This window comes from Agrobacterium sp. CG160-95, assembly GCF_053521725.1.
In genome coordinates, this window is record NZ_JBNWDU010000001.1 from 1,146,058 (window position 1) to 1,158,456 (window position 12,399).

The window sequence follows — 12,399 nt, forward strand, 5'->3', positions numbered from 1 at the left end:
CGAATGGGCTATGGTCGGCGCCTCCGATTGAAATATACGAAGGCAGATCATGACTGTTTCCCCTATCGATCCCGTCAAACTCGAGAAACTGGCTGAAGTCGCCGTCAAGGTCGGCCTGCAATTGCAGAAGGATCAGGATCTGGTGATCACCGCTCCGCTGGCGGCGCTGCCGCTGGTGCGGTTTTTGACCAAACACGCCTATCTTGCCGGCGGCGGGCTGGTCACCACATTCTACTCCGACGAAGAAACCACGCTTTCCCGCTACCGCCACGCCAGTGACGCCAATTTCGACCGGGCTTCCGGCTGGCTCTATGACGGCATGGCCAAGGCCTATGCCAATGGCGCGGCACGGCTTGCTATTGCCGGCGACAACCCCATGCTGCTGGCAGAACAGGATCCCGCCAAGGTGGCGCGCGCCAACAAGGCCAATTCCACGGCCTATAAGCCGGCGCTTGAGAAGATTTCCAACTTCGATATCAACTGGAACATCATCTCCTATCCAAACCCGTCCTGGGCAAAACAGGTCTTTCCCGGCGTGACGGAAGACGAAGCGGTTCGCAAGCTCGCGGACGCCATCTTCGCCGCTTCGCGGGTAGATCTCGCCGATCCGGTCGCGGCATGGGCGGAGCATAACGCCAATCTCGCCAAGCGTTCGGCATGGCTGAACGGTGAACGTTTCTCGTCGCTGCATTTCACCGGTCCCGGCACGGACGCGAAAATCGGCCTGGCGGACGGCCACGAATGGCATGGGGGCGCCTCCACCGCCAAGAACGGCGTCACCTGCAACCCGAACATTCCGACGGAAGAAGTGTTCACCACACCGCATGCGCTGCGCGTGGATGGTTACGTGTCCAGCACCAAGCCGCTTTCACATCAGGGAACGCTGATCGACGATATCCAGGTGAAGTTCGAAGACGGCCGCATCGTGGAAGCCAAGGCTTCGAAGGGCGAAGCCGTGCTGAACAAGGTGCTCGATACCGACGAGGGTGCGCGGCGTCTGGGTGAAGTGGCACTGGTGCCGCATTCCTCGCCGATTTCGGCAAGTGGCATCCTGTTCTACAACACGCTGTTCGACGAAAACGCCTCCTGCCACATTGCGCTCGGCCAATGCTATTCGAAATGCTTCGTTGATGGTGCTTCGTTGTCGCAGGATCAGATCAAGGCGCAAGGCGGCAATTCCAGCCTGATCCACATCGACTGGATGATCGGTTCCGACAAGGTGGATATCGATGGCGTGAAGCCGGATGGCTCCACAGTTCCGGTGATGCGCAAGGGCGAATGGGCCTGAGCTATTTCGGCAGCTGGCTCCGCTGACTGAGCCAGATGCTGAAAAGCACTGCAACGAAGCCGACGATTTGCGCTGGCGTGAGGCTTTGGCCGAGCGCCAGCCAGCCGAGCAGGGTCGCAACGACGGGGCTTAGGAAACCGAGCGAGGCTGCAGCCGAGGGTTCGATGCGGGCGAGACCCCGGAACCACAGAAAATAGGTCAAGGCGGCACCAATAATGCCGAGATAGGCCATGCCGAGAATATTGGCCGCGGTAGGTGCAGGCAGGGCCGGTTCCAGGAAATATGCGACCGGCAGAAGCAGAATGCCTCCAGCCGTCAATTGCCAGGCCGTAAAGGTGAGGTTCGACACCGGCGGTCGCCATTTGCGGGTTAGCACGGTTCCAAAGGCCATGGATACGGCGCCTGCAAGACCCGCAGCCACGCCGACGGCATCCAGCGCGGCAGCACCCGGCGCCAAAACCAGAAGTGCGACGCCTAAAATACCCAGAAGACCAGCGACAATGGCCAGCGGCCGGACCGGCGCGGCGAGAAACAGCCGCGAAAGGCCGATGACGATCAGGGGTTGGATCGCACCCACAGTCGCAGCCACTCCACCCGGCAGCCGGTAAGCCGAAACGAAAAGCATCGCCCAGAAAAACGAGAAATTCAGCGCACCTAGAATGAGGCTGCGTGGCCACCAGATGCCCTCCGGTAGTTTTCTGACGAGAAGCAACAGCAATATACCGGCCGGCAAGGCGCGCAGCATCGCAACATGGAATGGATATCCATGCGGCAGGAATTCGGTGGTGACGAAGTAGGTCGTTCCCCAGATGGCGGGGGCAAGTGCAGTCACCAGCACATCGGCGGCATAGGTCGTATTTTTCTTCATTTCAAGAATCTCTATATCAAGATAAATACAACTTAACCAATTTTATCTTGACGTCAAGATATCAGTTGTTATGCCTTGGTGATGAACAAAGAACCGAATGATCACGTCGATCACATTCTGGCGCAATGGCGCAAGGAGAGGCCCGATCTCGATGTCGAGCCAATGGGGCTGCTTGGGCGCTTGAAACGGCTAACCACGCATCTCGGTCGCGAGGTGGAGGCGGTGCTGCTGAAACACGGCCTCTCCTCTTCCGCTTTTGATGTGCTGGCGACATTACGGCGCGCGGGCGCGCCCTACCGGCTTTCGCCCGGTGATCTGCTGGCCATGACAATGGTAAGCTCCGGCACGATGACCAACCGGATCGACCAGCTGGAAAAAGCGGGTCTGGTGGAGCGCATCCACAACCCGCAGGATCGTCGCAGCGTATTGATATCATTGACGGAGCGGGGATTTGCCATTGTCGAGGACGCGGTCAGCGCCCATGTCGAGAACCAGCAACGGCTGGTCGCACAGCTCAGCGAAGAAGAGCGCACGGCGCTGAACAAGCTTGTGAAGCGATTTCTACAGGGGTTTGAAGCTTAGGTTCCCTAAAAAGCGGACAGGAACCAGCAATCGCGCAGGAGATGGCGCTTGTTTCGGCGATAAAAATCCTATAAGCAATTTTCCGTTAACCTGTCCTACAGGTTGGAGGAACGATTGTATAAGCCCATTTCGCAGGAAACCGATCTCGTCAGCAGCGCGATTGGCGCAATCACGCGCCACATTCGCGAAAACGAACTTGCCCCCGGAGCGAAGCTGCCCAGCGAGCTTTCGCTCTCGCAGCAGCTCGGTGTCTCGCGCACCGTGGTTCGCGAGGCTTTCCGGTCCTTGTCGGCCATGCGGCTGATCGATGTCAGCGTCGGCAAGCGCGCCACGGTGGCGACGCTGGATCATGGCGCGATGTCGCTGATGTTCGAACATGGCATTCACACCGAGCAGATCAACATCCAGCAGATTTACGACGTGCGCCGCACCATCGAAGTCAGAACCGTGACATTGGCGGCGCTGCGGCGAACGGATGCGGAGGCACTCACCATTCTCGACCACGCCAACAATATGGAGCGGGACTTCGGGAATAGTGACAGGGTCATGGAACACGACCTTGCCTTTCACCTTGCCGTTGCCAGAGCCTCCAAGAACCCGGTTTTCGAACTCATTCTCGGCGCCTTTCAGAATGTGACGCGCCAGACATGGCCGATCGGCTGGAAGAGCCGCAAATCCGACGCGCAGCGTCATGCCGCGACTGAACTTCATATCGCCATCGGACAGGCCATTGCCGCGGGCGACCCGCAAACGGCCTCAACACTTATGGCGCGGCATTTCGATGAAAGCGTGCATGCGCTTCTGGCCGCCGGCATCGCCTAATTTTTCAAACGCAGTTCCAGACCGAAAACTGCCTGCCTCTGGAGGAGACACTTCATGAAAATTACGAAACTCGAAACCGTCCGCGTGGCGGAACGGGCAAACCTGCTCTGGGTTCTGGTCCACACGGATGAGGGCATTACCGGACTTGGTGAAACCTTCTACGGCGCCGAGACGGTTGAAACCTATGTTCACGAATATATCGCACCCCGCGTGATCGGCCGCGATCCGCTGCAGATCGACCTTCTGGCACAGAATCTCGTCGGTTATCTCGGCTTCCGTTCATCGGGTGCGGAAGTACGCGGCAATTCGGCCTTCGATATCGCGCTTTGGGATATTTTCGGCAAGGCCACCAACCAGCCCATTGCGCAATTGCTTGGCGGCTTCAGCCGCAGGGAAATCCGCACCTACAATACCTGCGCGGGCACGGAATATATCAAGAAGGCGACCGGCCAGCAGACGGCCAATTACGGCCTGTCCGGCGGCAAGGATTATGACGACCTCAACGGCTTCCTGCACCGGGCCGACGAGCTTGCCCATTCGCTGCTGGAAGACGGCATCACGGCCATGAAGATCTGGCCTTTCGATGCGGCGGCGGAAAAGACGCGCGGCCAATATATCTCGATGCCTGACCTGAAAAGCGCGCTCGAGCCGTTCGAGAAAATTCGTAAGGCAGTCGGCGACAAGATGGATATCATGGTGGAGTTTCACTCCATGTGGCAGCTTCTGCCAGCCATGCAGATCGCCAAGGCGCTCACCCCTTACCAGACCTTCTGGCACGAAGATCCGATCAAGATGGACAGCCTTTCCAGCCTGACGCGTTATGCCGCCGTTTCACCCGCGCCGATTTCCGCATCGGAGACGCTCGGCTCGCGCTGGGCTTTCCGAGATCTTCTGGAAACTGGCGCTGCCGGCGTGGTGATGCTTGACATCAGCTGGTGTGGTGGACTTTCCGAAGCGCGCAAGATCGCTCCCATGGCCGAAGCCTGGCATCTGCCCGTTGCGCCGCATGATTGCACCGGCCCGGTGGTACTCTGCGCCTCCACGCATCTGTCGCTCAACGCACCGAATGCGCTGGTTCAGGAAAGCGTGCGCGCCTTCTACAAGACCTGGTACCGCGATCTCGTTACCGCATTGCCGGAAGTTAAAAACGGCATGATCACCGTGCCGCCGGGTGCCGGCCTTGGCATGGAGCTGCATCCCGATATTGAAAAGACCTTCACCGTCAGCCGTCGTTTTTCAGATGCGGCATCGATCTGATCAGAACAGACTGCCCTGATTTCCCGGGTCGGAAGAGGCCGGTTTCACCGGCTTCTTTTTGGGAGCGGCAGGCGTGGGAACGTCAGATGATGGAGTAGCCTCGCCTGTCGTCAGGGCGGCCACGCGACCGTCGGCGAACTCCATCGACACCACAGCGCCGGACGCGATGGCAGCAGCCCGGGTCAGGGGCCGGTTCTCCTCGTCGCGGATGACAGCATAACCGCGGTTCAACACATTCTTGTAGGACAGCGACTGCAGGATGCGGTCATGGGCAGCAAGGCCCGAGCGGTTCTGCGCCATGCGGTGAAGCACGGCGGTATCGGCACGTCGCGTTGCGGTGACGACCCGTTCCTTCTGCCGCTCCAACTGGCCGAGCAAGCGGGCGGGCAGCGAACGCAGCGCGGAATCGGTCGAGGAAATTCTCGACTGCGCCTGCAAAAGGCGGCGCTCCACAAGCGCCTCGGCCCTCTGCATGCGTTCCGTAACACGCTGGCGATGCTGCCGCAGGCCATTCAGCAGGATTTCCGGCCTCAGACCCGAAGCAGAGCGTTCGAACGCGCGGCGCTTGTTCAGCGTCGTCATTTCAAGCCCGCGACCCAAACCGCTTGCGGCCTCGTCGAAACGACGGCGCGGCAGAGCCAGAAGCTGGTCAAGCGATGGCAGCGCACGCACCAGAGCACGCACGCCCTGTCGGCGATTGTCCATTTGGCGTGATACCGAGCCGGAAAGGCGCGCTGCAAGGCCGGAGAGTTGCGCCTCCAGTTCCGCACGCACCGGCACGGCCATTTCGGCGGCACCCGTCGGTGTCGGTGCGCGCACGTCGGCGGCGTAGTCGATCAGGGTCGTATCCGTCTCATGCCCCACAGCGGAAATCAGAGGGATTTCGCTCTCTGCAGCGGCGCGCACGACGATTTCGTCGTTGAAGCTCCAGAGATCTTCCAGACTGCCGCCACCACGGGCGACGATCAGCACGTCGGGGCGTGCAATCTCACCGCCGGGCTGCAGCGCATTGAAACCGCGAATGGCGTTCGCCACTTCCTCACCCGAGCCTTCCCCCTGCACCTTGACCGGCCAGACGACGACATGGACCGGAAAGCGATCCGAAATGCGGTGGAGAATATCGCGAATGACTGCGCCCGTGGGCGATGTGACAACACCGATGACACGCGGCATGAACGGCAGGCGGCGTTTGCGTTCCGCATCGAACAGCCCCTCCGCCGCCAGACGCCGGCGGCGGTCCTCCAGCAAAGCCATCAGCGCGCCCGCGCCGGCCGGTTCCAGGCTTTCTATGACGATCTGATATTTCGAGGAGCCGGGAAAGGTGGTGACCTTGCCGGTGGCGATGACCTCCATGCCCTCTTCCGGGCGGAACTTCAGCCGCGAGAAAGTACCCTTCCAGATAACCGCATCGATGCGGGCGCGATCGTCCTTCAGGGAGAAATAGGCGTGACCCGAAGAATGCGGACCCCGGTAGCCGGAAATCTCGCCGCGCACCCTCACCTGATCGAAAGCCGTCTCCACCGTTCGCTTGATGGAACCCGACAGTTCGGAAACCGAGAACTCGGCAAGATTGCTCAATGCGGCATTGGAGAAAATATCGCTCATGCCCGTTTGTAACCAAAAGCCGTCGATTCGGAAATGCCGGTACTGGCCGGGTCTATTTTAACGGCGGTGAAACCATATCCTCAACTAACGAGTTAGGAAAATGGGTGAGGGAGGAGAAAACAAGGGTTCGTTAGGGAAGAGGACGCTACGTCTTATCCCAGACCCGGCAACCAAAGAGGAGGCGGCATTCATGATTTTTCTTACCGCCACATTGCTCGGCGTAACCGCAGTTGCGTTGCGTTCGGTATTCAGCATCATTTTCATCTGCCTGATGGTTATCGGCGCCTATGGTGTCGCAATGGCGATTTCTGCAACCGCAGTGCCGCTGATGTCGCTGCTCCTGGCGCTTGCGGGTTATAATTTCGGCGTTGTGAGTGTGGTCATCGGCCTTCTCGTGCTGCAACGTCCGCGTTCCACCCAGCCGACGCTTTAAAGCACACGGCCTTGCGGCTTCGCCACTTCGCCCTGACCGAGGTTTACGGACTCGCTGTAGACCTTTCCATCTCTTTTCTGCTGATTTTTTACATCGGCATCGACCCGCTTGCCGCCCGTCTTCCGGGCGCTTTGGCAGGGCTTGCGACGAGTTGGAGGCTAAACCATTCGAATGGCGATGGCCCCAATGAGCTGAACGGCTTTCTGATGAACGCCGTCACGCTTATCTCCCGCATGGTTGGCGTCGGGCTGTTCGCCCTGCTGCAATGGCGCAATCCACTCGTGCAGCCGCTGGTCCCGCTTGCCTTTTCGGCACTCGCGGCACTGGTGCTGGCGCTTTACGGCTATAGGCGGCTTCAAAAGCAGCATGCGGATCGGGATTAAACCGTCTCCCAACCGTCCTTTTCCGCCGCACGGTAGATGGCATCGATGAAAAGCTGGTTCTTCCTCGAGCTTTCCAGGGTGACGACCTCGCCCTCACCTTTCACCGCGCGGGCAAAGGCCTCCGCCTCCAGCTTGTACTGGCGACTATCCTGAAACCGGAAGACTTGCGACTGGTTATGGCCCTGGTTGGTCAACTCGATTTCCTCCGCACCCCAGCGATTTGCATTGAAGGGAGACTTGATCTCGATGTACCCGTCCGTGCCGTGGAAAACCATCAGCTGGCGGGCGGCAAGCTGCGTCGCGAGATAAAAGCTCAGTTCGAAGCCGCCGAAATCGGCCCTGACGCTGGAATAGATATCGGTGCCGAATTCCTTATCACGCTCGACGCTCGCCTGTACGCGCTTCGGCTCGGCACCCGTGGCAAAACGGGTGACGATGGTCGGGTAGACGCCGATATCCGGCAAGGCCCCGCCGCCCAGTTCGGGAATATTGCGCATATTGCCGGGATCGCGGTTGAAGTAGCTGAAAGCGCCCTGCACATGCTTCAGCGTTCCGATTGCACCTGATGCCAGCAATTCCTTCACCTTGGCCCAAACAGGAGAATAGGTGACCATGAAAGCCTCCGACACGACAACGCCATTGTCGTCCCGCGCCGCGATGATGGCGTCGATCTCTTCAGCCTTGAGTGCGATCGGCTTTTCACACAGCACGTGTTTGCCGGCATTGGCAGCTTTTATGGTCCATTCCACATGTTGCGAGGTTGGAAGCGGAATATAGACGGCATCGATCACATCGGACGCAAGCATTTCCTCATAGGAGCCGAAGGCATGCGGGACGGAAAAACGATCTGCAACCGCGCGCGCCTTGGCATGATCGCGGCTGGCGATGGCGCTGACCACACAGTTCCGCGCATCCTGTATCGCCGGAATGACGTGATCCTGAGCGATTTTCGCCGTTGAAATTATTCCGAAGCGCAGCATCTCATTCTCCCACTCTGTAATTCCGGGAAACTTACCATTGTCGCGACGCCTGGCAAGTCGCACGAGACGTGACTGCAATCACTATGGCCGGATTCGTCCTTCCTTTGTCGGTTTCCATGCTTTTATCCAGCCTTTCAAAGGTGAATTATGCTATGCATGAACCCAATGGAGAATCATGAAATGTCCTCTTCTCACACAGCACTCCTTGTCATCGACGTTCAGGAATCCTTTCGGCACACCCCCTATTTCGAGGAAAGCGAACTTCCCGCCTATCTGGAAAAACAGCAGGCACTGATCGACGGCGCCAAGGCGTCGGGCATTCCAGTCGTGCAAATCTTTCATGTCGATGGCGACCGGGCCTTTGCAGAGGAGAGCGGCTATATTCGCGCGCTGGAAGGTGTGCGCATTACCCCTGACGTCACCTTTCGCAAGAACCGCCACTCTGCTTTCGCGGGCACCGGCCTCGATATCTGGCTGACGCAAAAGGGTATCAACCGGCTGATCGTATCCGGCATCCGCACCGAACAGTGCTGCGAAACGACCACACGGCATGCATCGGACCTCGGTTACACAGTCGATTACGTCACCGAGGCGACGCTTACCTTTCCAATGACGCACGCCTCGGGCACCGTGTTCAGCCCTGATGATATTCGCACCCGAACCGAGCTGGTGCTGGCCGGTCGCTTTGCGCGCATCGCAACCGTCCGCGACGTTCTCGAAACGGTACGAAAGGCCGCCTGATGGACAATGGCGGCACGCGGACCATTCCCTTTTATACGCTTGTGCCGCCACACACGCTGTTGCTCGATATTGCCGGCCCGCTGGAGGTGATCCGTTATGCCAACGCGGAACAGCGGGACATCCATTTCGACTGCCGTTACATCGCGGAACATGACCAGCAGCAATCCTCCATCGGCCTTGGGCTTTGCGGGCTGGAGGCCTTGCCCGAGAGCCTGCCGGACAATGCTTTCCTGCTGATTTCCGGCAGCATCTCCCGATTCGACAACGCGCCCGAGATGAGACGGGAGCGGCAGGCGCTGGTGGCATGGTTGCGCCGCGCAGTGCGCGCGGACACCACAGTCATTTCCATTTGCTCCGGCGCACTGCTGGCGGGCGAAGCAGGACTTTTCGACGGGCGGAGCTGTACGACACATGCGGATTGCATCGAAGCGCTGCGCCGCACCGCACCGCTGTCGCAGGTGGCCGAAAACCGTCTTTTCGTGGAGGATGGCAACCGCTTCTCCAGCGCCGGTATTTCCACCGGCACCGACCTCATGCTGCATGTCGTTTCCCGACTGACATCGCCTGCGGTCGCGGCGCGCATTGCCAAAAATATGGTCGTTTATCTCAGGCGCAGCGGCAATGATCCGCAAATCTCCCCCTGGCTTACCGGCCGCAACCACATTCACCCCGCCATTCACCGGGTGCAGGACCGGGTGATGACTGAGCCGGCTCAGGACTGGTCTTTAGAACGGCTGGCCGATATTGCCGCACTCAGCGAGAGGCACCTGTCCCGCCTGTTTCGCGAGCATACCGGCATCAGCGTCATCGACTACGTCAACCTGATGCGGGTCAATCTCGCCCGCGACATCCTTGCAAACAGCCGTCTGGATATGGAGACAATTGCGGAGCGGGCGGGCTTTGCCTCCGCCCGGCATTTGCGGCGCGTGTGGCAACAGCACAATCACCTCCCGCCCAGCCATTATCGCGGCTTTCAGGCCTGATCTCACCCGCTTTTGCCCGTTGCCTGATGAATGCCATCAAAGGAATTGAATGGTTATGCCGGCAAGCAGTTGATAACCTTGTCGCCAAAGACAGCAACAGGAGCATTCCCCGTGGAAAAACGAAGCCTTGGCCGCACCGGCCTCTCCATCGCCCCGATCGTCTTCGGCGGCAACGTGTTCGGCTGGACAGCGGACGAGAAGACTTCCTTTGCCCTGCTCGATGCATTTTTCGACGCCGGGTTCAACGCCATCGACACGGCAGACGTCTATTCCGCCTGGGTGGACGGGCATGAGGGCGGCGAGTCGGAAGCAATCATCGGAAAATGGCTGAAACAGTCGAGCGTCAAGCGTGAGGACGCGGTGATCGTTACCAAGGTCGGTTTCGACAATCGCGGTCAGAAGACAGGCCTCAGCGCCAAATGGATCGCAGAGGCTGTCGACGCCTCGTTGAAGCGGCTGCAAACCGACTATATCGATCTCTACCTCGCCCATAAGCCGGACGCGGATGTGCCGCTGGAGGAAACGCTTGCAGCCTTTGCAAAGCTGAAGGAACAGGGAAAGATACGCGCCATCGGGTGCTCCAACTATTCGGTGAGCCAGCTTCAGGAAGCGCTGGACACGGCCGCGAAGAACGATCTGCCCCGTTACGATGTGCTGCAGCCCGAATATAATCTCTACAACCGTGCGGATTTCGAAGGCCCGCTTGCCGATCTTTGCGTCGCCCAGGAAATTGGTGTCATCAATTATTATAGCCTCGCGGCCGGGTTCCTCACCGGGAAATATCGCGCCAAGGCGGATACCGAGGGCGTCGCCCGCAGCTACCGGGTGGGTGAATATGTCAACGCCCGCGGCCTTGCCGTTCTGGGCGCCATGGATGCGGTTGCCGTGGAAACCGGAGCCAAGCTTGCCGATATCGCGCTGGCGTGGCTATTGCGGAAGAAGGCCGTGACGGCACCGATTGCCAGCGCCACCAGCCTGTCGCAACTCGAAAGCTTCAAACGCGCCGTCAATCTCAAGCTGACGGATGAGATGATGACGCTGCTCGACAAGGCGGGCGCGTGACATGGATCTTGTAATTCGCGACGCGGAGCCGGAAGACCGGGCAGAATGGCTGCGCCTGTGGAACGACTATCTCGCCTTCTATAACGTACACCTTGCCGAGGAAGTTACGGACCATACATGGGCGCGTATCCTCGATCCGGCGTCACGCGTTTCCATGCGCGTGGCTCTTCTGGGCGACAGGATGGCCGGTTTCGCCATCCATCACTTCCATGATTCCACCTGGGTGAAAACGCCCGACTGCTATCTGGAAGACCTGTTCGTTGACGGCGCGATCCGCGGCAAGGGAACAGGCCGGGCGCTGATGGATGACCTCATTGCCATATGCAAGGAAAAGGGCTGGTCCCGGCTTTACTGGAACACGGACGAGCACAATCACCGTGCCCAGAAGCTTTACGACAGCTACGTCAAAAGCGACGGCCATATCCGCTATCGAATCAAGTTCTGATCACCCTCTGAAGCGGAAGAAATCCACGAAAGCCCTTAGCGCCGGGCGCATCTGCCGGCGCGAGGGGTAATAGATATAAAAACCATCAAAGGGCGCGCACCAGTCCTCCAGCACCCGGACCAGCCTGCCTTCCTTGATGTCGTCTTCTACGCGCTGTTCGAAAACGAAAGCCAGACCCGCGCCGTCAATCGCCGCCCGGCGAATAAGGCTCTGGTCCGACAGGATGAGCGGCCCCTGCACATCGACCACCAAAGGTCTGCCGTCCTTTTCCAGCTCCCAGCGGTAGAGCAGACCACTGGAGAAGCGACGGAGAATACAGCGATGCCGCATCAAATCCCTCGGCTCACGGGGCGGGGGATTTTCTGCGAAATAGGTGGACGCGCCGACAATCGCGCCACGCCATGGGCCGCTCGCCTTCACGGCAATCATATCCGCTTCAAGATTCTCGCCGAGCCGCAGGCCGGCATCGAAACCTTTCGCGACAATATCCTCGAAGCGGTCATCGGTCGAAATCTCCAGCGAGATATCTGGATATAGCCGCAGGAACTCGCCAAGCCGGGGCATGATCAGGTCCTCCGCCGCAAGTCTTGGCAGGGTTATCCGCAACGGTCCGGCCGGCCTTCCGCCATGCTCGGCAAGCGTATCGATGACGGCATCGATTTCAGCAAGGGCCGGCCCAAGCGTCTCGAGAAGCCGCCTGCCCTCCTCTGTCGGCGAAACGCTGCGGGTGGTACGATGCAGCAGGCGCAGGCCAAGGCTCGCTTCGAGCGACGATACTGCATGGCTGACGGCGGAAGGCGCAATTGCAAGTTCGGCGGCAGCTTTACGAAAGCTGCGGCCTTCGGCAACGGCAGCGAGGACAGCGAGTTGAGAGAGTTGCACACGGTTCATTGTTCTAAATAATAGAACAACCCGCAACGATTTGCAGCGATTATTTTTGCCGTCTTAGG

At 59.2% G+C, this 12,399-nt stretch carries 14 protein-coding genes; 10 read left to right on the top strand and 4 right to left on the bottom strand.

The window, feature by feature from the left end; all coding sequences use genetic code 11:
- The first annotated feature begins 49 nt into the window (after nt 1-49).
- Nucleotides 50-1,288: an aminopeptidase gene (locus tag ACQZ63_RS05690; protein ID WP_113555591.1), complete on the top strand. Its 1,239-nt coding sequence runs from the start codon at nt 50-52 to the stop codon at nt 1,286-1,288.
- Nucleotide 1,289: 1 nt separating this feature from the next.
- On the opposite strand, the gene pecM is transcribed toward ACQZ63_RS05690, so the two are convergent.
- Nucleotides 1,290-2,156, bottom strand: coding sequence for a 4-hydroxybenzaldehyde efflux transporter PecM (gene pecM / locus ACQZ63_RS05695; protein ID WP_038489565.1), 867 nt, complete (start codon nt 2,154-2,156; stop codon nt 1,290-1,292).
- Nucleotides 2,157-2,237: 81 nt separating this feature from the next.
- Here pecM and ACQZ63_RS05700 point away from each other — a divergent pair, with 81 nt between their 5' ends.
- The 3 genes from ACQZ63_RS05700 to ACQZ63_RS05710 all read left to right on the top strand — a co-directional run bounded on the left by ACQZ63_RS05700 (nt 2,238) and on the right by ACQZ63_RS05710 (nt 4,817).
- Nucleotides 2,238-2,738, top strand: coding sequence for a MarR family winged helix-turn-helix transcriptional regulator (locus ACQZ63_RS05700; protein ID WP_019564468.1), 501 nt, complete (start codon nt 2,238-2,240; stop codon nt 2,736-2,738).
- A gap of 114 nt (nt 2,739-2,852) precedes the next feature.
- A complete protein-coding gene (locus ACQZ63_RS05705) occupies nt 2,853-3,560 on the top strand; it encodes a FadR/GntR family transcriptional regulator (protein ID WP_019564469.1) in 708 nt (235 codons plus the stop codon).
- A 54-nt stretch (nt 3,561-3,614) separates the two neighbouring features.
- Entirely contained in the window at nt 3,615-4,817 is a 1,203-nt protein-coding gene (locus ACQZ63_RS05710) for a mandelate racemase/muconate lactonizing enzyme family protein (RefSeq protein ID WP_448799102.1), read from the top strand.
- Here the strand turns inward: ACQZ63_RS05710 and xseA are convergent, their stop codons facing one another.
- Nucleotides 4,818-6,422 (bottom strand): exodeoxyribonuclease VII large subunit, encoded by a 1,605-nt coding sequence (gene xseA / locus ACQZ63_RS05715; protein WP_025592194.1) that lies wholly within the window; start codon nt 6,420-6,422, stop codon nt 4,818-4,820.
- Nucleotides 6,423-6,612: 190 nt separating this feature from the next.
- On the opposite strand from xseA, the gene ACQZ63_RS05720 reads away from it, so the two are divergent.
- A complete protein-coding gene (locus ACQZ63_RS05720) occupies nt 6,613-6,855 on the top strand; it encodes a hypothetical protein (RefSeq protein ID WP_003514644.1) in 243 nt (80 codons plus the stop codon).
- Nucleotides 6,856-6,866: 11 nt separating this feature from the next.
- Entirely contained in the window at nt 6,867-7,238 is a 372-nt protein-coding gene (locus ACQZ63_RS05725) for a hypothetical protein (RefSeq protein ID WP_113555593.1), read from the top strand.
- Here the strand turns inward: ACQZ63_RS05725 and ACQZ63_RS05730 are convergent.
- Nucleotides 7,235-8,218 carry a Gfo/Idh/MocA family protein gene (locus ACQZ63_RS05730; protein ID WP_003514640.1) on the bottom strand — a complete coding sequence of 328 codons (984 nt, stop codon included), beginning with the start codon at nt 8,216-8,218 and terminating at the stop codon, nt 7,235-7,237. The genes ACQZ63_RS05725 and ACQZ63_RS05730 overlap by 4 nt on opposite strands.
- Before the next feature lie 180 nt (nt 8,219-8,398).
- Here ACQZ63_RS05730 and ACQZ63_RS05735 point away from each other — a divergent pair, with 180 nt between their 5' ends.
- The 4 genes from ACQZ63_RS05735 (at nt 8,399) to ACQZ63_RS05750 (ending at nt 11,449) form a co-directional block, all read left to right on the top strand.
- The gene (locus ACQZ63_RS05735; RefSeq protein ID WP_113555594.1) at nt 8,399-8,959 is read left to right on the top strand and encodes an isochorismatase family protein; all 561 of its coding nucleotides are present in this window, start codon (nt 8,399-8,401) and stop codon (nt 8,957-8,959) included.
- Entirely contained in the window at nt 8,959-9,942 is a 984-nt protein-coding gene (locus tag ACQZ63_RS05740; RefSeq protein WP_113555595.1) for a GlxA family transcriptional regulator, read from the top strand. The genes ACQZ63_RS05735 and ACQZ63_RS05740 overlap by 1 nt, the downstream gene beginning before the upstream one ends.
- Nucleotides 9,943-10,053: 111 nt before the next feature.
- The gene (locus tag ACQZ63_RS05745; protein ID WP_038492642.1) at nt 10,054-11,004 is read left to right on the top strand and encodes an aldo/keto reductase; all 951 of its coding nucleotides are present in this window, start codon (nt 10,054-10,056) and stop codon (nt 11,002-11,004) included.
- 1 nt (nt 11,005) lies between these two features.
- On the top strand, nt 11,006-11,449 hold the full coding sequence (locus tag ACQZ63_RS05750; protein WP_003514632.1) for a GNAT family N-acetyltransferase: 444 nt from the start codon (nt 11,006-11,008) through the stop codon (nt 11,447-11,449).
- Here the strand turns inward: ACQZ63_RS05750 and ACQZ63_RS05755 are convergent, their stop codons facing one another.
- Nucleotides 11,450-12,340 (bottom strand): LysR family transcriptional regulator, encoded by an 891-nt coding sequence (locus ACQZ63_RS05755; RefSeq protein ID WP_113555596.1) that lies wholly within the window; start codon nt 12,338-12,340, stop codon nt 11,450-11,452. It lies immediately after the preceding gene.
- Between the last annotated feature and the right edge of the window lie 59 nt (nt 12,341-12,399).